The following is a 23,469-nucleotide window of genomic DNA, read 5'->3' as shown; positions in this document are numbered from 1 at the left end:
CGGTTTTCTTGTTTTGACTTTCACCCTTTTTAATAGAAATTTCGCATGAATGATCTGATACAAACTATTGCGGTATATGCGTTGCCAGCGATTTTCGCTATTACCCTCCATGAGGCAGCGCATGCTTTTGCTGCTAAGTACTTCGGTGATACAACCGCCTATAGCCAGGGGCGAATGACACTTAATCCTATGAATCATATCGATCCTCTCGGCACGATTGTGATTCCTATTGCGGTGTACTTTATTTCTCAGGGTACGTTTTTATTTGGTTACGCTAAACCAGTTCCAGTGAACTTTGCTAATTTACGAAATCCAAAAAGAGATATGGCATGGGTTGCTTTAGCCGGGCCAGCGGCTAATTTTGTAATGGCTTTTTTTTGGATGTTATTTGCAATTGCTTTACAAGTATTTGGCGTAAGCGAGCCATTTCTAAAGTTGATCGCGGATGCAGGGATTTTTACTAATCTGTTGATTTTTGCATTTAATTTAATCCCTATTCCGCCGTTAGATGGCGGTCGTATTTTAATGAGTTTGCTGCCCTACAAGCTAGCGGTTAAATTTGCTCAGTTAGAGCAATACGGATTCTTTATTGTGATGGTATTGGTGATGTTGCGCGTATTACAGTTTTGGATGGCGCCGGTGATGATGGTCGCAGAGATGTTGCTGCATGTATTAATCTCACCAATTACTATGCTGCTCGGCTGATCATCCATGATTGTCTCCGCAAATACGCCGTCATCGAATGAATTTTCGTCCTCGCCCTGCTCAGCCTGGGTACAGCGTTTCGCTTCTTTGATTCCTCATAATCAAGGGCCGGTACTCGACCTTGCATGCGGCAGCGGTCGTCACACTCGCTTATTGCTTGATGCAGGATATGAGGTGTGGGCATTAGACAAAGATGCTAGTTTGCTAGAGCCACTTGCTCAATCAGGTGCGCGTGTTTTTCATGCTGATCTTGAAGCAGCGCCGGAGCCGCTGACGTCATTGCCACCATCAGTGTCGCCATCGGAGCCTCATTCATCCCCGCTCAATGTTTATTGGCCTTTTACGCTAGGCTCATTTGCAGGTATTGTGGTGTGCGATTATTTGCATCGCCCACTTTTCCCTTTTCTTAAATCTGCTTTGTCCAACAATGGTATTTTGATTTACGAAACCTTTTGCGAGGGAAATGCTGCTTTTGGAAGACCTCGCAATCCAGATTTTTTATTGCGCTCAGGGGAACTTTTGCAGCAATTAGAGTCTGATCCACAGAGCGGTCAACAAAATCATGTGATTGCTTATGAACATGGTTATGTAGAGAATCCACGTCCCGCCATGATGCAGCGGATATGCGTACGATCAATGTCGAAGCTTGGTAATCCTCCCTCAATACAGTCGCTTGACAAGATTTGATGGCATTTCAAGCGATTTTCAAACGATTCGCGCCCATAGCGATGATCGATCCGCTACAATCAAGGTTTTACTTTTTATCGCACCAACATGACAATGACGACGAGTACGATGACTAAGATTCAAGGAAGTCTGGTTGCTATTGTGACCCCCATGCATGCTGACGGCAGTCTGGATTTGCCATGCCTGCGCAAATTGATTGATTGGCATATTGCCGAAGGTACCGATGGCATTGTGATCGTTGGTACTACTGGTGAATCACCGACGGTGACTGTAGAAGAGCATTGCGAGCTGATCCGCGTTGCTGTTGAACATACGAATAAACGTATTCCTATCATCGCTGGTTCTGGCGGCAACTCAACGGCAGAAGCGATTGCCTTGACCAAATTTGCTAAAGAAATCGGTGCTGACGCATCTCTGCAAGTCGTGCCTTACTACAATCGTCCTACGCAAGAAGGTATGTATCAGCATTTTAAAAAGATCGCTGAATCTGTTGAGATACCTGTCATTCTGTATAACGTGCCGGGACGTACCGTTGCCGATATGTCGAATGAGACTATTTTGCGTCTGGCAGACGTGCCTGGTATCGTCGGTGTGAAAGAAGCTTCAGGTAATATTGCGCGCGATACGGATTTGATTCGCCTCGCCCCATCTTCTTTTGCCGTATATTCCGGTGACGATGCAACGGCAATGGCGTTGATGTTTTGCGGTGGTAAAGGAAATATCTCAGTTACTGCCAATATCGCACCACGTGCTATGCATGAGTTATGCGTTGCGGCAATGAATGGTGATACTAAAGCGGCAATTGCGATCAATAATCGCTTAATTCCTTTACACAATAAATTATTTATCGAGCCTAACCCTTTGCCTGTTAAATGGGCAATGCAAGAGATGGGGCTGATACCAAGTGGACTGCGTTTGCCGCTAGTGCCGATGTCGGTGCAATATCATGATGTTGTTCGTGCAGCTTTGCGCGAGTCAGGTGTATTACAATAGCGTCGCCTAGATACGATGCACATTAAAGTGCGTGTGTCTTATTCATGTTTTATATACATTCAATTGATTAAAAATCGTAGGGATTTTCACATGGCAAAAAGCTTTGTTGCTAAAAATGGGATCAACAGTGCATTAGCGCTGGCTGGTGTTATCAGCTTAAGTGCTTGTACTTTTGTTGGTAATGTCCTTGAGCCAAATAAAATTGATTACAAAAGCGCCAGCAAGGCTGCCACTATTTCTCTGGAAGTTCCTCCTGACTTGACACAGATTCGTCGCGATAATCGATTCTCTGTTCCAAATAGTACACAAGGCAGTGCAACAGCCTCTAGCTACAACTTACAAAAGGGCAATGCTGCTCAATCTACAGCCGCAGTGATCGCGCCTTTGCAAGTTAAATCCATGCGTATCGAACGAGATGGTTCTCAGCGATGGTTGGTCGTTAATCAAACTCCTGAAGTCTTGTGGCCACAGATCAAAGATTTTTGGCAAGATTCCGGCTTCCTCATTAATGTTGAGTCCCAGGACGCAGGTGTGATGGAGACTGATTGGGCAGAAAATCGTGCCAAGATTCCACAAGATATTATCCGTAACACCTTGGGTAAAGTGCTTGACTCGCTGTATTCCACTGGCGAGCGAGACAAGTTCCGTACCCGTCTTGAGCGAACAGCGGATGGCAATGTAGAAATTTATATCAGCCATCGCGGTGCCCAGGAGGTTTTGGTTGGTTCGCAAAAAGATAGTACTGTCTGGACGCCACGTCCAAATGATAGTGGTTTGGAGGCAGAGTTTTTGTCTCGCTTAATGGTACGTTTGGGTGCTGACGGCGAGCGCGCTAAAGTTGCAGTGTCGTCTCCGGTAGAGTCGAAAACTCGTGCAAAATTGATTAAGACGGCTGATGCAACTTACATCGAGACGGATGAAGGTTTTGATCGTTCATGGCGTCGCGTAGGTTTAGCTTTAGACCGTATCGGTTTTACGGTAGAAGATCGTGATCGCTCGCAAGGTCTGTACTATGTTCGTTACATTGACCAAGACATTGATGCAAAAACAAAAGGCGCTAGTGAAGGCTTCTTCTCTAAGTTATTCTCATTCGGCTCTAGTGACGCTGCCAAGAATACAAAAAAATACCGCATTCTTGTGAATGGCAAAGGCGAAATCAGTCAGATCAGTATTTACGGTAACGACGGTAAATTAGAAGCATCTTCCACCGCTGATAAAATATTGAATTTACTGAGTGAACAACTGAAGTAAATCAGATCTAATTAAGAAACGGCATCATATTTTTATGATGCCGTTTTTTTATGTCCGCAATTAGATTAGGACTTACGCAAAACCGTCCTATCTCCGTTGTAGTGCTTAGCCGTACTAAAAGACTGCCCTCGTCGCTACGCTTTGCTGAGACAATTTCGTGTAAGTTCTATAAATAAATGGATGAAATTGCAGGCAAAAAAAACCGACCCGCAGGTCGGTTTTTTCAAGCAATAAAAAAATTACTTGGATGCTGCTGCAGAAGCTGCTGCTGGAGCGGAAGCTGCTGGAGCTGCACCAGATGCTGGAGCTGCATCAGCTGCTGGAGCTGGCATTGGTGCTTCGGCAGGAGCGGAAGCTGCTGCTGGAGCGGAAGCTGCTGGTACTGATGCTGCTGGTGCAACTGGAGCTTCTTCTTTTTTACCGCAAGCTGCCAAAGCAACTGCTAACAGAGAAACGAGCAAGAGTGATTTTTTCATGTTTGTACTTTCAATAAATAGATCAAAAATAAGATCAGAACTTTGCGATGAATAATTACCGGTAATTATCGCTCTATAGGTTAATTCGAGAGCTTAATTCCCCAAAAGGAATGGCGGCCCCTACGAAAGTTTCCTAACCCAGAATTATAATGATTTTTCATGCAATGGAATAGGTTTAGATTCGCTTTTATGCTCAATTTGCTCATTATTTAGGAATAAAAACAATTTTTTATTGGCAATATTCAATTTCTAGCTAAATAGTCGAAAAATTTTCATCAAATTAGCCTTTTTGATTACTTTTGTTACAAAGGCTTTTAGTCATTTTTAGTCGATTATCAACTTAAATTTAGCCAGCCATCTTCGTACCACATGCATAGTGCTTCCATCACATCATCAGAAACTTCGGCCATATCCTTACCATCAAGTTGTCTTTGATTTGCTAGTTTCACCAAGCTCGCTTTATCTTCTTTACCGATGGCAAACGATTCTCCGTTGATGAATACGTGCTTGCCCTTATAAAGCATCTGTGTTTTCAAAGAGAGTGAGACGCCATTTTTTTGTGCACTCTGTGTAAATCGTTTTGGTGTCAATGGTTTGGCTGGTGAAGTAAAAAATACGTTTGATTTTGGCGTTGTTAGATATTCGCCAATAAAAATCGTAATATCGTCTTCAGTAAACTTGATTTTTGCGATTTGCTCTGCAATGTTATCCACCATCGCTGAGCTAAGTTCTGCGGAGCGCAGGCTGGCTTTTAAATCTGGATCGGCATAGCGTCCGGGCAAATCAATTGAGTCGGACATAAACTGTAAAAATGACTCGCCTAGCTCTTGGTAGGAAGGCGCACGGAAACCGATCGAATATGTCATGCATTCACCAATCGCAACGCCATCATGGGCGTATTGTGGTGGCAGGTAGAGCATATCGCCTGGCTCCAGTACAAACTCTTGATCCGGTTTAAAGTTGCGCAATACTTTGAGCGGCATCCCCTCGATTAAACTTAAATCTTTTTGCGCGCCGATCTTCCAGCGACGTTGTCCGTGTGCCTGGAGCAAAAATACATCGTAAGAATCAAAATGGGGACCAACGCCTCCACCGTCTTCTGCATAGCTGATCATCAAGTCGTCTAGCCGCGCATCTGGAATAAAACTGAATTCACGTAGTAAAGCATCTGCATCTTTATGATGTAAATTTACACCTTGAACCAACAAGGTCCAGTCTTTTTTTTCTTTGACGGGCAATTGCTTGAACGGGCCGTTTTGCATTTCCCAGTGTTTACCGAAAAAACTGATCAGGCGTGATTCAACGTCGTCTTGCGCCGCCAGTTCAAATAAAGCGTCTTTGGGAAGCAGCGGGCTGAAGCCAGGAATTGCCTGTCGTATCAGTAAAGGTTTTTTATGCCAGTATTCGGCAAGAAATTGATCGGGCATGATGTTGCCAAGCAAGGGCAATTTGGAAGATAAATTTTTCATGTCCGAATTATAGTCGTGGCTTGTTCAACTAGCCAGACGGGTATAATTCGGCTGCACATTATTTTTAAGGAATATCATGAAGATTGTCAAAGATACAGTTGTTACTGTTAACTATAAACTGTCAGATGCACAAGACAACTTGATCGAAGATGGTCAACAGCCTATGGTGTATTTGCATGGTGGTTACGAAAACACACTGCCAAAAATTGAAGAAGCCCTGGATGGCAAAGACGTTGGTTACAAAACAGTGCTCCAGGTTGAGCCAGATGATGCATTCGGTGAGTATGATGCGACGCTGGTTAAAGTCGAACCACGTGATCGTCTACCGACACCGTTAGAGGTCGGTATGCAGTTTGAAGGCATGCAAGACGGCGATGAAGAAGATGACGCAGTGATTTTTACTGTGACAGATGTCGCTGACGATAAAGTAGTTTTAGACGGTAACCATCCGCTAGCTGGCATGGCTTTACGGTTTACGTTAGAAGTGGCTGATGTACGCGCTGCGACGGAAGAAGAATTGGCGCATGGTCATGTACACGGTGCAAATGGACACCATCACGACGAAGATGAAGATGATTCTGGCGATGAATATCGCAGTCATCCTATTCATTAATCGTTTTTTTGATTTTAAAAAAGCCGCAGAGTGTGAATTCTGTGGCTTTTTAATTTGTATGCTCAAAAATGATTGTCCATTGTGTATAAGCCTTACAAGCCAATTATGCTCTGGGAGCCGGATAAACATTGGACGTTCATTTTTCAAGTTGATAGTTAGTTCAACCCAGATTTTCCATTAAACCGCTACCACCTCGTAGAAACGCAGACGGAATACGGCGTTTATAGGGATAGCACTACCGCGATTTGAGTGGGAGTGCTACAGCGACAATTGCACCTTTGGCGAACCGCCTGGCGTTGTTGCTCCTCCTAGCAAGATGCAGCTTGCGTCGTCGTCGCGTCTAGCCAGTCAGTCAGTCCACCAAAGGTACACTTGTCGCTGTTTCAATGGAAAATCTGGGTTCAAAGGTGCTCTTTTGCTAATTGCTTTAACGCATACAAGGCCTCTAAAGCTTCTCTCGGCGTCATCGCATCGGGGTCTAGCTCGCTGATAGCATCCAGTATTGGTGTGTCAGCTGCTATTTCATTATGTTCATAGGCTGTATCGGCGCTTTTGATGGCTGTATTAACGCTAAACAGATCAAACTGCGGCGTCGCTTGTAGAGAGTGTGCCTCCAGCTCCGCCAGATGCTTTCTGGCGGCGCGTATTACGCCTTGCGGAATGCCTGCTAGCTGCGCTACCTGCAAGCCATAACTTTGTGACGCTGGACCTGCCTGTACCGCGTGCAGGAAGACGATATTCTCTTTATGCTCAATGGCGGACAGGTGGACGTTCTCAGCACTGGGGTGTAGCTCGGGTAACTGCGTCAGTTCAAAATAATGGGTGGCAAATAATGTATAGCTTTTGGATACCAAAATTAAATGGCGTGCAATGGCCCAAGCCAGTGCCAAACCATCAAAGGTCGACGTGCCACGCCCGACCTCATCCATCAAGACAAGTGACTGCTCGGTTGCTCCGTGCAAAATTGCCGCAGATTCAGTCATCTCCACCATGAACGTGGAGCGACCGCCAGCCAGATCATCTGCCGCACCAATACGCGTGAAGATGCGATCAATCGGGCCAATCACGACTGTATTTGCGGGGACATAGCTGCCAACATAGGCCAGCAAAGTAATCAGCGCTACCTGACGCATAAAGGTTGACTTACCACCCATATTAGGACCCGTAATTAACAGCAATTTACGCTCGTCGGATAGCTGGCAATCGTTGGCGATAAAGCGCTCAATCTGATTTTCAACCACCGGATGGCGACCTTGCTCGATTTGCAGCATGGGTTCTGCGACCAGTTGTGGCGCGCACCAGTTATTTTTGCTCGCGTGTTTCGCCAGACTCACCAGCGTATCAAGCTGCGCAACTGCATGTGCGATTGCTTGTAAGGTCGTAATGTATGGTAATAAATCTTGCAGCATTTTTTCGTACAAGACTTTCTCCCGAACCAGAGCACGTTCTTGTGCTGACAGTGCTTTGTCCTCAAAGGCTTTTAGCTCTGGTGTGATATAGCGCTCGGCATTTTTTAAGGTCTGGCGACGGCGATAGTTATCCGGCACTTTGTCTGTCTGGCCATTCGTGACCTCGATATAAAAGCCATGTACCTTGTTGTATTCAACACGTAAGTTGGCAATCCCGGTTCTGGCGCGCTCTGAGGTTTCCAGGTCAATCAAAAACGGACCCGCGTTCTCAGATAAGGCACGCAGTTCATCTAATTCGGCATCAAAGCCAGTCGCAATCACACCGCCATCACGTACCATGGTCGCAGGTTGCAACATCAGGCTACGTTCCAGTAAATCAAGGCACTCCGTTGGCGTTGCCAGATCAACTAAAATCTTAGTGAGTAAGCTGGTTTGATTGTCGGCGATGCACATTGCGACGTAGGATCTTACCGTCGGCAAATGCTGCAAGCCGTCACGCAAACCTGCTAAGTCACGTGGCCGCGCTGATTGCAAAGCGATGCGGGTAGTGATGCGTTCTATGTCTGGTACTGAGGTTAAAGTGGTGGACAGACCTGCCGTAGAATCTGCCTGAATCAGCGCTTTGATCGCATCATGTCTCGATCGTGCAATGGTTTGATCGCGCCGCGCATGATGCAACCAATGACGCAATAATCGCGAGCCCATCGCAGTCCGGCAATGGTCGAGTAAAGAAAACAGAGTAGGGGATTCTTGTCCGCGTAAGGTTTCAGTCAATTCCAAATTGCGGCGGGTTGCTGTATCTAGGCCAATAAATTCGTTCTCGGTTTCTACGGTCAGACTGTTAATGTGCTTAAGGCCACGACCTTGAGTCGCTTCTGCATAGCGTAATAAAGCACCGGATGCGCCCAGTGCCGCACTTAAATTTTCTGCACCAAATCCGGTTAACGAAGTCGTCGATAATTGATCTTGCAGCGATTTTTGACCCTGCTTCAGATCGAAATGCCAGTCAGGTACTTCAGAGAATTTGCCCGGTAAGGTCGCTTGCGATTGGTCTAGCAACAAACTGCCAGCTGACAACAATACCTCGGCTGGGGAGATACGTTCTAACTCTTGCTGCAAGCGGTTGAGAAGTGCTTTTTCATCTGTGCTGAATTCCATTAATTTCAGCACGCCGCTGGCGAGTGATAACCATGCCAGACCGACAGTGACGGTTTTACGTTGTTGCAGCAAACATAGTGCTAACAAAGGGCGCTCAGATTTCTCAGGCAATAGATCCGTATCCGTCAACGTACCCGGTGTGATGACGCGCATGACCTTGCGTTCTACCGGACCTTTACTCGTCGCTGGGTCGCCAATCTGTTCACAGATTGCAGCGGATTCACCCAGTTTCACTAATTTTGCGAGATACGGTTCTAGTGAGTGAAAAGGCACACCCGCCATCTTGATCGGCGCGCCATTGGAGGTGCCACGCTGGGTTAAGGTGATACCCAATAAGCGGGTTACTTTTTCTGCGTCTTCAAAAAATAATTCATAAAAATCACCCATGCGATAAAACACCAACGTGTCTGGATGATCTGCTTTGATGCGCAAATATTGCTGCATCATTGGAGTATGTTTTTCTGAATTTGTGATCGCAGAAGTAGTGGTCATTGATGGTGTTCGCTAGTTGAAAGGAAGGGCAATAAAAAATGCGCTTGGTAGCAAGCGCATTGTAGTCCTTTAGAAAAGGAATTTGATCACTTCATACAATTATCCGTTGCCGCCGCCGTTACTATTCCCGCGTCCGCCAGAGCGACGTGGTGTCGATTGATTGACGACAGGTCGTGATGGATGACGTGCATCGCCGCTGCGTTGCGCTGGTTTGCCTTGGGCTGCGCCAGTGCTGCTTTTACTGGCGCTACTGCGTGGTGCGGAAGATGTGGATGGTGCGCGCTGGCGATTTCCGCCGCCGCCATTACCACCACCATTGCCGCCGCGTGATTGACCTTGACCTCCGCCACCACTGCGCAATTGTATTGGTTGCGCTTTGGCATGAGGATCGGGAATAAAACCGTCGATGATTTCTTGTGGTAATTGGCGTTTGATCAGTTTTTCAATATCTGCCAAGAGTTTGAATTCATCCACGCATACCAGTGATACGGCTTCGCCAGTTGCGCCGGCACGGCCGGTGCGGCCGATACGATGAACATAATCTTCTGGCACATTTGGTAAATCGTAATTCACAACGTGCGGCAGCTGGTCGATATCAATACCGCGCGCGGCGATATCGGTGGCGACTAAAACGGTCAAGCTACCGTCCTTAAATTCTGCCAACGCTTTGGTGCGGGCTGATTGGCTCTTGTTGCCATGAATGGCCATCGCGTTGATGCCATCTTTGCCGAGCTGCTCTACCAGTTTGTTTGCGCCGTGCTTAGTACGGGTGAACACCAAGACCTGATTCCAGCTATGTGTTTTGATCAGGTGTGCAAGCATAGGGTGCTTTTTATCGCGGTCAACCGGATGAACCTTTTGCGCGATGACTTCCACCGTGGAATTGCGACGTGCGACTTCGATCATGGCCGGGTTATTCAGCAAGCGATCTGCTAGAGTTTTGATCTCGTCTGAGAAGGTCGCAGAGAACAACAAGTTCTGACGCTTTGCAGGCAAAATCGCCAGCACCTTTTTGATATCGTGAATAAAGCCCATGTCGAGCATACGGTCGGCTTCATCCAATACCAAAATTTCTACCTGGCGCAAATCGATCGTACCTTGCTGGTGGTGATCGAGTAGGCGACCTGGTGTCGCTACCAGAATATCGACACCATTTTTCAGCAATTTAATTTGTGGATTGATGCCCACGCCGCCAAAAATAACGCCGGAGTTCAGGTTGGTATATTTACCGTAGATGCGGACACTTTCTTCAACTTGCGCTGCCAGTTCACGGGTCGGGGTCAGCACCAGAGTGCGGATCGGGCGACGATCTAATTTATTTTTTGGTGTGACGGCCGAAGTGGACAGACGCTGCAAAATAGGTAGCGTAAAACCAGCGGTCTTACCCGTGCCAGTTTGCGCACCGGCCAATAAATCACCACCGCTGATCACGGCGGGTATGGCTTGCTTTTGGATTGGGGTAGGGGTGGTGTAGCCTTGTTCGCTGACGGCACGAACGATGTTCTCGGACAAACCGAGTTCTGAGAATGACATAATTTATTTCTATCTAACTTCGACTTAATTTTACTGAATGGACATAGGCAAATGATTGCTGCAATATTCTTGCTTGTGATTTACCTATGCTTACATACTCGGCTAGAGTATTTTTTATTGTCCATACGTTCTCTGGACAATAAGGGGTATTTATGACAATACTCCCCTTTTTTTTCTGTCTTTATTGAAAGAGCTATTTACTTATTTTACTGAAAACGGTTGGAAAGCGCCGACCATCTGGCCGAATACTTTTGGTGTGCCTGCAAGTACGTCGCCTTTGTGCAAATAATCGCTGTCGCCAGAGAAGGTGCCGACGATTCCGCCAGCTTCTGTGACTAACAAGGAGCCGGCAGCGATATCCCACGGTGCCAGACCTTTTTCAAAAAAGCCGTCCAAACGACCGGATGCAACATAGGCTAAATCCAAGGCCGCAGCACCAGCTCTTCTCAAGCCCTGGCATTTGGTCGTTATGATTTTGAACATTTCGACATACTCGTCCAGATTGGAAAAGTCGCGGGAAGGGAAGCCCGTGCCGATCAGCGCATCCGCGATTTTGTCGCAGCGGGTAACGCGGATACGTTTGTCGTTCAGAAAGGCACCCGCGCCTTTGCTGGCAGTGAACATTTCGTTGCGGACAGGGTCATACACAACCGCTTGCGTAATTACGCCGCGTTGTTGCAGAGCGATTGAGACGCAATATTGAGGAAAACCGTGGATGAAGTTGGTGGTGCCGTCGAGCGGATCGATGATCCAGACGTTGTCATTCTCGTCGTGTAAATTGGCGGAAGCCCCGGACTCTTCTGCCAGAATCGCATGATCTGGATAGGCAGTGGTCAGCACCTCAATGATGGCAGCTTCAGCAGCACGATCTACTTCGGTCACAAAATCGTTATATTGTTTTTCCGAGACCTGTACGCGATCTAGGTCGAAGGAAGCGCGGCTGATAATAGTCGCGCCACGGCGAGCGGCTTTAATTGCCGTATTGAGCATTGGGTGCATAAGGGTTTCCGTTAAAATGGCGGCATTGTCGATGCATACATCAGTAATGAAGTTTGCAAGTAAGATGTCACACAAAAATGAATTAAAGAGCGTCGCGTGTAACCATAAAACATATCACTGCGGCAAATAAACCGCATAGATTAACGCGTAATAACGCTATTTTAAATGAACTTGCCCCAAACTAACACATCTCTTTTCAAACGCCTGCGCTTTGTCCTGGTAGAAACTAGCCATCCTGGCAATATAGGCGCAGTGGCTCGTGCAATAAAAACCATGGGCTTTGCTGAGCTTGTCCTGGTCAATCCACGCTTTCCTGATGCATTAAGCAATCCTGACGCCATCGCGTTTGCCAGCGGGGCACAAGATGTTCTGGATTCTGCTCAAATCGTGGATTCGATCGATGCTGCTTTGTCGGGCTGCCAATTTGTCGCTGCTGTCAGCGCCAGACTACGAGAATTTTCTCCTCCGATCTGCACGCCGCGCGAGGTCGCACAGCGTTTAACGCAGAGCGCTGAATTATCAGGACCTGTGGCCTTGGTGTTTGGTAATGAGCGTTTCGGCTTGCCTAACGAGATCGTGGTTAAGTGCAATGCCTTGATCAATATCCCTGCTAATCCTGATTATTCCTCACTGAACCTGGCGCAAGCCGTGCAATTGCTTGCCTATGAGTGCCGGATTGCCGAAATAGGCGACAAGATGCCAGTAACGGATATTGGTTTTCAAGGTGCGATGGCGTCCGCTGATGATATTGAGGGTATGTACGTGCATTTAGAGAAAGCTTTGATTGCAATTAATTTCCTTGATCCCGCCCACCCTAAAAAATTGATGCCAAGACTTAAACGCTTATTTTCTCGTGCTCAACTAGAGGCGGAAGAAGTGAATATACTTAGAGGTATTGCGAAAAAAATATTGGAATCAAAAGTAGGCTGAAATCAAATTACGTGAATTGCTAGCGCACTAAATTTTTAAGATTGAATTGAAGTTTCTGATTAGTAATTAATTAAATTACTTTTGTTGCTTAAATTGATAAATAAGTTGAAATTGAAACGCTTTATCTTATTTTCTTCGGCTATTTGCTTCTGTGTTTGTTATAAAGCAAGTAAGATTGTGACTATATAAATCCATAGCTTGATTAGTTTTCGCTGTATTTTTAGTTCGATGACGACCGAGGTATTATTATTTTTCTTCAAGCCAACCGATTTTTGTTATTTCTATTTTTGCTTGCCGCATTACTCATTGGTGCGGCGGCTCCTGTTCACGCTCTTGGTTTGGGTGAATTACGTGTCCAGTCTGGCTTAGGGCAGCCACTCAAAGCCAATGTTGGTTTGCTTGGCTTAGACAGCAATAATGTCAGCCAATCTTGTATCACTGCCAAAGTAGAATCCTCTGATGGTGGGTTTTTAGCGATGGGGAACATTTCACTGAACCAGGTCGGTAATCCTAAATCAGTGCAAATTTTTACTCGCCAAAGTCTGGCAGAGCCCGCTGTAAAAATTACGATTGATATTGCTTGCGAAGCGCAACTCCATCGTGAATATATGGTGCTGCTTGATCCCCCGCAATTCAATGCGACAGAACGCAACAGTCCTATAACACTGCCCTCAGTTCAAGCTTTTCCTGACACCAAAGATTCAGCTCCAGATCAATCCATAGTAAGAAAAAAACCAAAAGTGAAGGCAGACTCTTCGGTTAAGAGTGAAGCTGCTTTCAGCAAAGGATCGCTGCACTCAACAAGTACATTGTCGACAAAGGCTGTCAAAACACCACCTAAAGAACATAAAGACGTTTTAAAGCTGTCCGATGACTCTATCGTTTTGCCGCAGCAGGGTTTGCATTTAAGCGATAGCTTGTCCTCAGCACCGTTAGAGCAACAAAGTGCTAGCAATATGGCTGAGCTAAAGGCTGCTCAGGCTCATTTTGCGGCTTTAATGCGCGGAGATAATACGGATGTTGAGTCTGAGGCGCAGTTAAAAAGCAGACAGCAAAAAATACAAGCCTTGCAGATGGAAGCGACCCAGCTAAAAAAGCAAAGCCAGATAGACAAAGCAGCGCTGGATGATATGAAAGACAGCAGCTTTTCTCGTAATTGGATGATCGGTCTCTCAGCATTTATTCTTGCTGGCGTACTAATCATCGCGATGTTGATCATTTATATTAATCGTTTGCATAAACGTGCTGAATTTTCCTGGTGGGAGCAGAACGCACAAAAAAATGCTGAGCCGAAAAAGAACATAGAAGAAATTGTGAATAGTGTGCAGGCGTCTTATGACTCAAACGATGCGGGCACTTTCCAAACCTATGAAATGAATCCGCAAAATTCACATCTTAATAAATTTGAGAAAGCCTCAAGTGATAGTGATGCGGTTTGGGCCGGAACAGATCAGAGTGTTAAAAGCAATACCGCCAGAACACCGACACTGGAAGAAAGCAACAGCAGCACATTTAATTTTTTCTCCACCCGAGGTAGTTCTGTCAAAGTAGAAGAGATTTCAGATGTGACTCAGGAGGCTGAATTCTGGATTTCTGTCAACGATCCGCAGCGAGCGATTGAAATACTAGAACCACAAGCTGACATATTGCAGCCAGACTCTCCGGTACCTTGGTTATATCTGCTAGATCTATATCGCTCAACCAATAACAGAGAAAAATACGATGTTATGCGCAGTCGTTTTATTCTTCATTTTAATGCCAATATTCCAGATTTTGAAACTGACCCTGTGGCGAGCGAGAATCGGCAGCTTGAAGACTTCGTTCATTTGACTGAGCGCATTTGTTCTATGTGGGGCAATAATGATATCTTGCCGTTCCTGCAAAGTTTGTTAGTCGATGACAGAGACGGTAAACGCATGGGATTTGAACTGCCTGTGTATCGCGATATTTTATTGTTAATTGCCATAGCCAATGAACTTGAACGTACTAAGACAATAGGCAGCGTAATGGGTAGCGGTTGGACTGGTGCACATGATGTAAGTACCTTGGATAAGCCTGTTGCGGATTCATTTGGCAGGCCAGATTCAAATTCCATTGACTTTGAATCCATCGATTTTAAAAAGAAAACTTAATTTAGATTACTAAAAATTACATTCAAAATTAATAAAAATTTAACTATAGACAGGTGACAAATGATTAAATTATGTGGATTTGCAGTTAGTAACTATTACAACAAAGTCAAATTAGCCCTCCTCGAAAAACAGATTCCTTTTGAAGAAGTCTTAGTCTGGACTGATCGTTCTCCAGAACTCTTAGCCCATTCTCCATTGGGCAAAGTACCTTTTATTCAGACTGAGCAGGGCTCATTGTGCGAATCTCAAAATATTTTGGATTATCTGGAAGTCACTTATCCTGAGCATCCATTAATTCCAAAAGATGTTTTTGCTGCGGCAAAAGTAAAAGAGTTAATTACTTTTTTAGAGTTGCATCTGGAGCTAGTTGCTCGCGAGTTATATGGAGAGGCGTTTTTTGGCGGTAAGGTGTCCGATGAGGTTAAGCTCAGAGTTGAGAAGCAATTGACGCGTAATATCAATGCTTTAACGCCTATGCTTAAGTTTGCTCCGTTTGTCGCCGGAGATGAATTTACGATAGCTGATTGTGCTGCAGCAGTACATTTTCCTTTAGTATCAATGGCGACTAAAGCGATTTACGGACGTGATTTTTTAGCTGATTTGCCAGTGCGCGATTACGTCAAAATGATTTCTGAACGTCCTCATATGCAAACAATCAATGCAGACAGAAAAGCTAATCAAGTGCTGATGGCTGGGATTAAGAAATAAAAGCTTAAAATAATTTTTATAACCATTCCCACGACAACATGCCAGAAGGGCCACACAGCGATCCGCACAGACATAATATTTTGCAGCACCGTCACGCTCATGTCCCGGATTTGCATCATGGTCATATTCACTAACAAGACTTAACAAGATAGGTGAAGTTAAAGTAAGACAACAGATATAGCAGCCCATTTTGGAGTATTGGCTGTAATCTTAAACGATCCATAAAATTGGTTTATAATCCGCAAATGTTAAAAAAGTTCATCATCCTGCTCATCGTTGCTTTCACACTCCAGCTCAGCTGGTCGGTGGCAAGTGACTATTGCATGCATGAGACTGGCAAATCATCACAGCATTTTGGACATCATCCGCATCAACATCATGCCGATGAACAAGCAGGTAATCCGGCTGAAAAACAAGCAGATCAGCCAAGCAATTCTGCTGAAAAGAAATCTGACTCAAAAATAGCATTCCACCCGGATTGCGCATCGTGTGCACATAGCCCGGTTGCTGCGTATTCATTGCAAAACGAACTGGTCAAGCCGTCACCGATTGCTTTTCAAGTTAATACTTCAAAGACGGAGCCAACGGCTCCTTATCTGGGCAAGCCTCTGCGCCCCAAATGGATGATCGCTGCCTAGTTCCAGCGCATCGTTAGTCCCCCATTTTGTTTTACTGATTTACACGCTAAATATAGTTTGACTATGGCGTCGTAGACGCGACTTCGCTGGATTTTCCCTGCTCGATTGTCGGAATTTTTTCCGAGACGTTGTCGAGCTGTTTTCGGTTTTATCGAATACGCAGGATCATCCTATGTCACCATTTTTTAAAATATTTTCACCCCTGGCCTTGTCTGCCGGGATTTTGTGTCCGGCTACATCTTCCATCGCTTCAACCCAGGCATTCTCAGCAGAGCCGTCTGCGCCATTACACACTTTATCGGTCACTTCCGCAGTTACCTCGCCAGCTACCTCATCAACCTCATCACTCACCTTACCAGTGGCACTTGATCGCGCTCTTAAAGCCAATCCGGAGATCGCCGCTGCAATGCGTGAGGTGCAAGCGCAACAGGGCGTCAGGCGTCAGGCGGGTATGTTGCCCAACCCTGAGCTGGCCGCGACTGTAGAAGATACGCAAAAAGCGACCAGAACCACCACCGTCCAACTGAATCAATTAATAGAACTGGGCGGCAAACGCTCTGCGCGGATGACTGCAGCAGAGCGTCAATATGATATTGCTGTGATTGAACTGGCGATGAAACGTGCGGAGATTCACGCCGCAGTAGTCTCGTATTTTTATGAGGTATTGATCGCACAAGAGCGACAACGTCTGGCGCGTAGCTCTACCGAACTGGCACAAACGGTAACGCAAGCAGCCTCTAAGCGGGTGTTAACCGGAAAAATCTCACCGCTGGAAGAGACTAAAGCGCGCGTTGCTGAGTCGGCTATTCGTATTGAACTTGCGCAAGCCAATAGCGACCTTATCACCGCACGCCAGCAACTTGCTGCCGTGATGGGGAGTCATTTGTCCATAGTTGAGACGGTAGCCGCTCAGTCGTCCAGCGCAACAAGTCACCTAACTCGGCCTAACTTAATGAGTCAGCTGAATTTGCCAAACGTTCCAAGCCTGCCGGAGATCATGGCAAGTATGCAGCGCTCCCCCATTTTGCTGCGAGCAAGGACAGAAGTGGATCGACGTCTTGCCTTGTCGCAGGTAGAACGCAGCCGTCGGGTACCGGATATTACCCTTAGCGCCGGTGCTAAACGTGATGAGCAATTAGGGCGTAACCAGGCGATCTTTGGTGTCTCAATACCGCTTCCCTTATTCGATCGTAACCAGGGCAATCTGCAAGAAGCCTTAAGCAGAACCGATAAAGCGCGTGATGAGTTAAGCGCGACAGAACTGCGTCTGGGCAGCGAACTGATGCAAGCTCATCAGCGCCTGAGTGTGGCGCGCGAGGAGACCACATTGATGCAAAAAGACCTGTTGCCGGGAGCGCAAACAGCGTACGACGCATCGCTTAAAGGCTTTGAATTTGGCAAGTTCAGCTTTCTGGATGTACTCGATGCACAACGTACTTTGCTGCAAGCACAATCCCAGTATTTGCGTACTTTATCCGACACCCACCGCGCCGCTGCTGAGATGGTACGTCTTACCGGTGACGCTACTTTGATTGCTGTGCTGATCTCGGATCAGGCAGCATCCATATCCCCATTTTAGGAGCTGAAGATGGACTTAAATACCGACAACAAGATGAATAAAAATAATCAAAAAAATAGACATCAGCGCCTCGCCATTGCCGTGGTGCTGGTAATCGCCGCTGTGTTGGCTGGTCTGATTTTGATGGGTAAGGGAAGTCGTACCGGAGCGGACGAGCATAGCGAAGAACATGGTAACGAAGCACATGCTGACGTCGCTGAAAATGCTAAGGGAAATCAGGCAAATCTGGTAACAAGTACGACCGCTTCTTCTGCACAAAAAACATCGCCAAGTGAGTTTTTAAAAGGGCCACACGGCGGTAAATTATTTGCCAAAGACGGCTTTGGTCTGGAGCTCACTATTTTCGAGACTGGGGTGGAGCCGGAATTCAGACTGTACACCTATAAAGATGGCAAAGCTCTGGTACCTGATGCACAAGCAGCAAGCAAACTCAACATCGTTTTAGAGCGCTTAGGGCGCGCGCCGCAAACCTTTACATTTGTGCCGGAGAAGGACTATTTCAAAGGGAGTGCCACCGTAGATGAACCGCATTCTTTCAAGGTCACCATCGCAGCTCAATACAATAATCAGTCCTATCAATTTGCTTATGAACAGGTGGAGGCACGTATCAGTATGAGCGAATCCCAATTACAGCAAAATGGAGTAGTGCTGGCCACTGCCGGACCTGCGAAGATACAAAGTGCGCTGACCTTGGCTGGTGAAATTCGTTTCAATCAGGATCGCATGATCCAAGTCGTGCCACGTCTGACCGGTATTGTCGAAACGGTGTCGGCTAATGCCGGTGACAAAGTACAAAAAGGGCAGGTATTAGCCGTCATATCTAGTCAGGCGCTGGTAGATCAGCGCAGCGATATGCTGGCCGCGCAAAAACGCCTGGGATTAGCCCGCACTAATTTTGAACGTGAAAAAAAATTATGGGAAGAAAAAATCTCCGCAGAACAGGATTACTTGCAAGCCCGTAATGCCATGCAAGAGGCAGAAATTATTCTGCAAAGTGCACAGCAAAAGTTGGTATCGCTCGGTGCCACTGCGAGTGCTGGCGGCAACCTGACAAGGTATGAAATACGTTCTCCGATTGCCGGTACCGTGACCGAAAAAAATATCGTTCCGGGACAATCACTCAAAGATGACACGCCGATTTTTATCGTTGCGGATTTAAGCACTGTCTGGGTAGAAATGACCGTGCCTGCCAAAGATATTAATCTCATCAAATCAGGACAAAAAGCCAAAGTCACTGCCACTGCATTTGTCGCGGAAGCTAACGGTAACTTGTCCTATATTGGATCGTTAGTCAGTGAACAATCGCGTACGGCAATTGCGCGCGTCGTACTGCCTAACACCAAGGGATTATGGCGCCCTGGCTTACAAGTCAGTATCAACCTGGTGTCCGATGAGGTAGAAGTGCCCGTCGCAGTTGCCGTTGACGGGATACAGAGCCTAAAGGAAACAAGCACCGTATTCGGCCGATATGGCAATGATTTTGAAGCGCGCCCGGTTACCTTGGGACGTAGCGATGGCAAATTTGTAGAAGTACTTAAAGGCTTCAACGCGGGTGAACGCTATGCAGCAAAAAATAGCTTTCTGATTAAAGCCGATATTGGCAAATCCGGCGCAAGCCACGATCATTAAGGAGAACAATATGTTTGAAAAAATCATACAGTTTTCCATCGCCCAACGGTGGGTGATTCTGATGCTGACATTAACGATGGCGCTATTGGGATTCTATAATTACCAAAAACTGCCCATCGATGCGGTACCCGACATTACTAATGTACAGGTGCAAATCAATACTTCTGCACCCGGATATTCACCATTAGAGGCAGAGCAGCGTATTACGTTTCCGATAGAAACTGCAATGGCGGGTTTGCCACGTCTGGAGCAGACAAGATCTTTATCACGTTACGGCTTGTCGCAAGTGACAGTGATCTTCAAAGATGGTACTGATATTTACTTTGCGCGCCAGCTCGTCAATGAGCGGATACAGGAGGCCAAGGCCAGGTTACCGGTCGATGCAGAACCTGGCATGGGGCCAATTTCAAGCGGCTTGGGAGAGATTTACATGTGGACGGTTGAGGCCAAAGAAGGTGCTTTAAAAGCCGATGGCACGCCCTATACCTCCACTGATCTGCGCGAAATTCAAGACTGGATTGTCAAACCGCAATTGCGTAATGTCCCCGGGGTGACGGAGATTAACTCGATTGGTGGTTTTACCAAAGAATTTCAGGTGGCGCCGAGTCCTGATAAGTTGCGGTCTTACGGTCTCACTTTACAAGATGTGGTTACCGCACTAGAGCGCAACAATACCAACGTCGGCGCAGGTTATATTGAAAAGCGGGGTGAGCAATATCTGATCCGCGCACCTGGTCAGGTGGATTCCATCAGCGATATCAATAATATGATCGTCGGCAGCCAACAGTCGGGTGTAGTACGCATTAAAGATATTGCCGAAGTCGGTATCGGGCAAGAGCTGCGTACTGGTGCCGCGACCGAAAACGGGCAAGAGGTTGTGCTCGGAACGGTATTCATGCTGCTTGGTGAAAACAGCCGTACTGTGGCTCGCGCTGTAGATCAAAAATTGGATCAAATTAATCTCAGTTTGCCCAAAGGCGTGATCGCTAAAACGGTGTATGACCGCACTACACTGGTGGATAAAGCGATCAGCACCGTGAAGAAAAATTTACTGGAAGGTGCATTATTGCTCATCACAATTTTATTTCTGTTTTTAGGAAATATTCGCGCCGCGCTAATCACCGCATTGGTGATCCCTTTGGCGATGTTGTTCACTTTTACCGGTATGGTGGGCAATAAGGTCAGCGCCAATCTGATGAGTTTGGGCGCGCTGGATTTTGGCATCATCATTGACGGCGCAGTCGTGATCGTAGAAAACTGTGTGCGGCGTCTGGCGCATGCGCAAACCAGCTTAGGACGCTTATTAACCCGCAAAGAGCGTTATCAGGAAGTCTTTGCTGCTGCGCAAGAAGCACGCAGACCATTGCTGTTTGGTCAGCTCATCATCATGGTCGTGTATTTGCCGATTTTTGCGCTCACAGGTGTTGAGGGCAAGATGTTCCATCCGATGGCGTTTACTGTGGTGATTGCTTTGCTGGGTGCGATGATTTTATCGATTACTTTTATCCCAGCAGCGGTCGCTTTACTGATCGGTGACAAAGTCAGCGAAAAGGAAAATAAGCTGATGGTCTGGGCAAAGCAGGCATATCAACCGATGCTGGCTTTTACGATGATGAATAAAGCATTAGTCCTGACTATTGCTGGCGTGATTGTCGTTTTAAGCGGGCTATTGGTGAGTCGCATGGGGAGCGAGTTTGTACCGAGTCTGAACGAAGGCGATATTGCATTGCATGCCTTAAGAATACCCGGCACCAGCTTATCTCAGGCGATTCTGATGCAAGCCGAGCTGGAGAAGACGATTAAGAAATTCCCTGAAGTCGATAAGGTATTTGCCAAAATCGGCACGGCAGAAATCGCAACCGATCCCATGCCACCGAGCGTGGCGGATACCTTTATTATTTTAAAGCCGACATCCGCTTGGCCAGATCCCAAACGCAGCAAAGCAGACCTGATCAAAGCGATGCAAGCGGCAGTGTCGCAAGTGCCGGGTAATAATTACGAGTTCACGCAGCCTATCCAGATGCGGTTTAATGAGTTGCTATCTGGTGTGCGCAGTGACGTGGCTGTCAAAGTCTTTGGCGACGATATGGAGGTTATGAACAGTACAGCCGATAAGATATCTGCGGTGCTGGAAAAAATTCCTGGCGCCGCCGACGTTAAGGTGGAGCAAACCACCGGTTTGCCAATGCTAACGATACAGATTGATCGCGAAAAAGCGGCCAGAATGGGATTGAACGTGGCAGATGTGCAAGAGGTAATTGCCACTGCCGTCGGCGGCAAAGAGGCGGGCACGATGTTTCAGGGAGACCGGCGTTTTGATATCGTGGTTCGTTTGCCAGAGGCACTCCGTAGTGATATCGAGGCACTAAAGCGTTTGCCTGTTCGACTGCCAGCGGCATCCTCTGCTTCGTCATCAATTTTGTCATCAACTTCGTCATTTCGTTCAGATGCTGCAATGCATGCGTCCTTTGTCCAGTTAGCCGATGTGGCAAGTTTTAATTTTGCTCCAGGACCGAATCAGATCAGCCGGGAAAATGGAAAGCGCAGTGTCGTCGTCACGGCGAATGTCAGAGACAGAGATATCGGCTCTTTCATCAATGAGGCACAACAGCAGTTAGCCGAAAAAGTCGCCATTCCAACTGGCTACTGGACTACTTGGGGTGGCACTTTTGAGCAGCTGGAATCAGCGGCTAAGCGATTAAAAATTGTGGTGCCTGTCGCTTTATTCTTAGTATTACTATTGCTGTTTGCGATGTTCAATAATCTGAAAGATGGTTTGCTGGTATTTACTGGTGTGCCGTTTGCGTTGACTGGCGGTATCGTTGCACTTTGGTTGCGCGATATTCCTTTATCAATTTCGGCGGGAGTTGGTTTTATCGCACTGTCTGGTGTGGCGGTACTCAACGGCTTGGTGATGATTGCTTTTATCCGAAGTTTGCGCGAGGAGGGGATGCGGCTGGATGCAGCGATTCAGCTCGGAGCTTTGACCCGCTTGCGACCAGTATTGATGACGGCGTTGGTTGCCTCGCTGGGCTTTATTCCGATGGCGATTGCGACCGGTACGGGAGCAGAAGTGCAACGACCATTGGCAACGGTCGTGATCGGCGGAATCTTGTCGTCTACTTTGCTGACTTTGCTGGTATTGCCCTTGCTGTACCGGATGGTGCATCGCCGTGAGGCGGAGGAAGATTCGGTTACTGTTGCTATCAATTCAGTTGGCAACTAGGTTGTAAACTAAGTTAGCAACTTAGTTAGCGACTTAGTCAGGCTGGAAGGTGGGCCAGAATCGCCTCACTCACGAGGCGATTTGATGGCATCAGCGTGTGCATGATGGGTAGTAAGATTTCTTTTTCTGCCCATGGTGCATACGCCTCTGATATAGACACCACGCCGTCATTGTCTTCATCGCCGAAAGGGCTGTATTTGCCCTTAATTCCTTTGGTGCCGATGATCGTAATCGTCGGTGTTTTGACAGGTGCAATCGCTGCCATGCGCTCAGCACTTGATAACAATTGTCCGCAATCTCCTGTCGCCACTCTGAATGGCAACAGATGTTGCACCCGTCCCGCCACTCTGGAGGTCGTAATGGGCGAGCCGAGTAAAAACAATTGCCGGGGCTGACGGCAATCTTCCGGCAATACATTGATCGCACCGCGCAACAACACACCGCCGAGCGAATGCCCAATCAAAACATAATCGCCCTTGGCCGCAACTGCCGTGATCGTTTTAACGAGCCTGTCCCGGATTCCCGCAAAGCTTTCCAGCGCCACAAAATAATTAAAACTGCTGGTCGTCAGACCATGCGCCCGCAAACGTTGCAGCATCGGTGTAGCCGACAGCGATGAGCGCCCCATCCCATGTACAAACAAGGCTTGCAGTGGCTGAGTACCGATTTGAGAATGTTCTTGAGTAGATTTGTCAGCCATTGATTGCTGTAAATTTAAAAATAAGGGGAGTATATGAAAAAATATACGGCGGATTCAAGTACGAAGAGCAACATTGAATAAAAAGTCAAAGGGTCAGATGCGATAGCATTCTGCCTTTTGACCAGCCAGTCGAAAGTTGCCG

The 23,469-nt window shown here is 46.8% G+C and carries 18 protein-coding genes; 12 read left to right on the top strand and 6 right to left on the bottom strand.

All coding sequences use genetic code 11. The annotated features are described in order from the left end of the window. Positions 1-45: 45 nt before the first annotated feature. The 4 genes from AAKU61_RS16985 (at position 46) to bamC (ending at position 3,636) form a co-directional block, all read left to right on the top strand. The gene (locus AAKU61_RS16985) at positions 46-705 is read left to right on the top strand and encodes a site-2 protease family protein (protein WP_354334171.1); all 660 of its coding nucleotides are present in this window, start codon (positions 46-48) and stop codon (positions 703-705) included. Positions 706-711: 6 nt separating this feature from the next. Next, entirely contained in the window at positions 712-1,392 is a 681-nt protein-coding gene (locus tag AAKU61_RS16980; RefSeq protein ID WP_354334169.1) for a class I SAM-dependent methyltransferase, read from the top strand. A gap of 108 nt (positions 1,393-1,500) precedes the next feature. Continuing rightward, positions 1,501-2,385 carry a 4-hydroxy-tetrahydrodipicolinate synthase gene (gene dapA / locus AAKU61_RS16975; RefSeq protein WP_354334167.1) on the top strand — a complete coding sequence of 295 codons (885 nt, stop codon included), beginning with the start codon at positions 1,501-1,503 and terminating at the stop codon, positions 2,383-2,385. A 90-nt stretch (positions 2,386-2,475) separates the two neighbouring features. After that, on the top strand, positions 2,476-3,636 hold the full coding sequence (gene bamC / locus AAKU61_RS16970; RefSeq protein WP_354334165.1) for an NlpB/DapX family lipoprotein: 1,161 nt from the start codon (positions 2,476-2,478) through the stop codon (positions 3,634-3,636). Positions 3,637-3,875: 239 nt separating this feature from the next. Here the strand turns inward: bamC and AAKU61_RS16965 are convergent, their stop codons facing one another. After that, the gene (locus tag AAKU61_RS16965) at positions 3,876-4,112 is read right to left on the bottom strand and encodes a hypothetical protein (protein WP_354334163.1); all 237 of its coding nucleotides are present in this window, start codon (positions 4,110-4,112) and stop codon (positions 3,876-3,878) included. A gap of 335 nt (positions 4,113-4,447) precedes the next feature. Continuing rightward, positions 4,448-5,581, bottom strand: coding sequence for a JmjC domain-containing protein (locus tag AAKU61_RS16960; RefSeq protein ID WP_354334161.1), 1,134 nt, complete (start codon positions 5,579-5,581; stop codon positions 4,448-4,450). Between the two features lie 76 nt (positions 5,582-5,657). Here AAKU61_RS16960 and AAKU61_RS16955 point away from each other — a divergent pair, with 76 nt between their 5' ends. Then, the gene (locus AAKU61_RS16955; protein ID WP_354334160.1) at positions 5,658-6,194 is read left to right on the top strand and encodes an FKBP-type peptidyl-prolyl cis-trans isomerase; all 537 of its coding nucleotides are present in this window, start codon (positions 5,658-5,660) and stop codon (positions 6,192-6,194) included. A gap of 401 nt (positions 6,195-6,595) precedes the next feature. Here the strand turns inward: AAKU61_RS16955 and mutS are convergent, their stop codons facing one another. The 3 genes from mutS to AAKU61_RS16940 form a co-directional block, all read right to left on the bottom strand. Then, positions 6,596-9,253 (bottom strand): DNA mismatch repair protein MutS, encoded by a 2,658-nt coding sequence (mutS, locus tag AAKU61_RS16950; RefSeq protein WP_354334158.1) that lies wholly within the window; start codon positions 9,251-9,253, stop codon positions 6,596-6,598. Between the two features lie 99 nt (positions 9,254-9,352). Continuing rightward, positions 9,353-10,786, bottom strand: coding sequence for a DEAD/DEAH box helicase (locus tag AAKU61_RS16945; RefSeq protein ID WP_354334156.1), 1,434 nt, complete (start codon positions 10,784-10,786; stop codon positions 9,353-9,355). 201 nt (positions 10,787-10,987) lie between these two features. Further along, the gene (locus tag AAKU61_RS16940) at positions 10,988-11,776 is read right to left on the bottom strand and encodes an inositol monophosphatase family protein (protein ID WP_354334200.1); all 789 of its coding nucleotides are present in this window, start codon (positions 11,774-11,776) and stop codon (positions 10,988-10,990) included. Positions 11,777-11,950: 174 nt separating this feature from the next. Here AAKU61_RS16940 and AAKU61_RS16935 point away from each other — a divergent pair, with 174 nt between their 5' ends. The 7 genes from AAKU61_RS16935 to AAKU61_RS16905 all read left to right on the top strand — a co-directional run bounded on the left by AAKU61_RS16935 (position 11,951) and on the right by AAKU61_RS16905 (position 22,627). Beyond that, a complete protein-coding gene (locus tag AAKU61_RS16935; RefSeq protein ID WP_354334155.1) occupies positions 11,951-12,715 on the top strand; it encodes an RNA methyltransferase in 765 nt (254 codons plus the stop codon). Positions 12,716-12,987: 272 nt separating this feature from the next. Further along, positions 12,988-14,847 (top strand): type IV pilus assembly protein FimV, encoded by a 1,860-nt coding sequence (locus AAKU61_RS16930; protein ID WP_354334153.1) that lies wholly within the window; start codon positions 12,988-12,990, stop codon positions 14,845-14,847. Positions 14,848-14,907: 60 nt separating this feature from the next. Then, on the top strand, positions 14,908-15,555 hold the full coding sequence (locus AAKU61_RS16925) for a glutathione S-transferase family protein (RefSeq protein ID WP_354334152.1): 648 nt from the start codon (positions 14,908-14,910) through the stop codon (positions 15,553-15,555). A 245-nt stretch (positions 15,556-15,800) separates the two neighbouring features. Next, a complete protein-coding gene (locus AAKU61_RS16920) occupies positions 15,801-16,193 on the top strand; it encodes a hypothetical protein (RefSeq protein WP_354334150.1) in 393 nt (130 codons plus the stop codon). 172 nt (positions 16,194-16,365) lie between these two features. Beyond that, positions 16,366-17,772 carry a TolC family protein gene (locus AAKU61_RS16915; RefSeq protein ID WP_354334148.1) on the top strand — a complete coding sequence of 469 codons (1,407 nt, stop codon included), beginning with the start codon at positions 16,366-16,368 and terminating at the stop codon, positions 17,770-17,772. 9 nt (positions 17,773-17,781) lie between these two features. Further along, the gene (locus tag AAKU61_RS16910) at positions 17,782-19,401 is read left to right on the top strand and encodes an efflux RND transporter periplasmic adaptor subunit (protein WP_354334147.1); all 1,620 of its coding nucleotides are present in this window, start codon (positions 17,782-17,784) and stop codon (positions 19,399-19,401) included. A gap of 10 nt (positions 19,402-19,411) precedes the next feature. After that, the gene (locus AAKU61_RS16905; RefSeq protein ID WP_354334145.1) at positions 19,412-22,627 is read left to right on the top strand and encodes an efflux RND transporter permease subunit; all 3,216 of its coding nucleotides are present in this window, start codon (positions 19,412-19,414) and stop codon (positions 22,625-22,627) included. A 37-nt stretch (positions 22,628-22,664) separates the two neighbouring features. Here AAKU61_RS16905 and AAKU61_RS16900 read toward each other — a convergent pair whose 3' ends face one another. Then, positions 22,665-23,327: an esterase/lipase family protein gene (locus AAKU61_RS16900; RefSeq protein ID WP_354334143.1), complete on the bottom strand. Its 663-nt coding sequence runs from the start codon at positions 23,325-23,327 to the stop codon at positions 22,665-22,667. Positions 23,328-23,469 lie beyond the last annotated feature (142 nt).

This window comes from Undibacterium sp. GrIS 1.2, assembly GCF_040544435.1.
Lineage (GTDB): Bacteria > Pseudomonadota > Gammaproteobacteria > Burkholderiales > Burkholderiaceae_D > Undibacterium.
The sequence above is the reverse complement of the archived record's forward strand: the minus strand, read 5'-3'. Positions and strand labels throughout refer to the sequence as shown.

Coding starts and splice junctions, on each gene's coding strand:
- AAKU61_RS16900 (WP_354334143.1), bottom strand. CDS start 23,327: ATGGCTGACAAATCTACTCAAGAACATTCTCAAATCGGTACTCAGCCA.
- AAKU61_RS16955 (WP_354334160.1), top strand. CDS start 5,658: ATGAAGATTGTCAAAGATACAGTTGTTACTGTTAACTATAAACTGTCA.
- AAKU61_RS16985 (WP_354334171.1), top strand. CDS start 46: ATGAATGATCTGATACAAACTATTGCGGTATATGCGTTGCCAGCGATT.
- AAKU61_RS16980 (WP_354334169.1), top strand. CDS start 712: ATGATTGTCTCCGCAAATACGCCGTCATCGAATGAATTTTCGTCCTCG.
- AAKU61_RS16925 (WP_354334152.1), top strand. CDS start 14,908: ATGATTAAATTATGTGGATTTGCAGTTAGTAACTATTACAACAAAGTC.
- AAKU61_RS16945 (WP_354334156.1), bottom strand. CDS start 10,786: ATGTCATTCTCAGAACTCGGTTTGTCCGAGAACATCGTTCGTGCCGTC.
- AAKU61_RS16915 (WP_354334148.1), top strand. CDS start 16,366: ATGTCACCATTTTTTAAAATATTTTCACCCCTGGCCTTGTCTGCCGGG.
- AAKU61_RS16940 (WP_354334200.1), bottom strand. CDS start 11,776: ATGCTCAATACGGCAATTAAAGCCGCTCGCCGTGGCGCGACTATTATC.
- mutS (WP_354334158.1), bottom strand. CDS start 9,253: ATGACCACTACTTCTGCGATCACAAATTCAGAAAAACATACTCCAATG.
- AAKU61_RS16935 (WP_354334155.1), top strand. CDS start 11,951: ATGAACTTGCCCCAAACTAACACATCTCTTTTCAAACGCCTGCGCTTT.
- AAKU61_RS16965 (WP_354334163.1), bottom strand. CDS start 4,112: ATGAAAAAATCACTCTTGCTCGTTTCTCTGTTAGCAGTTGCTTTGGCA.
- AAKU61_RS16920 (WP_354334150.1), top strand. CDS start 15,801: ATGTTAAAAAAGTTCATCATCCTGCTCATCGTTGCTTTCACACTCCAG.
- AAKU61_RS16960 (WP_354334161.1), bottom strand. CDS start 5,581: ATGAAAAATTTATCTTCCAAATTGCCCTTGCTTGGCAACATCATGCCC.
- bamC (WP_354334165.1), top strand. CDS start 2,476: ATGGCAAAAAGCTTTGTTGCTAAAAATGGGATCAACAGTGCATTAGCG.
- AAKU61_RS16910 (WP_354334147.1), top strand. CDS start 17,782: ATGGACTTAAATACCGACAACAAGATGAATAAAAATAATCAAAAAAAT.
- AAKU61_RS16905 (WP_354334145.1), top strand. CDS start 19,412: ATGTTTGAAAAAATCATACAGTTTTCCATCGCCCAACGGTGGGTGATT.
- dapA (WP_354334167.1), top strand. CDS start 1,501: ATGACTAAGATTCAAGGAAGTCTGGTTGCTATTGTGACCCCCATGCAT.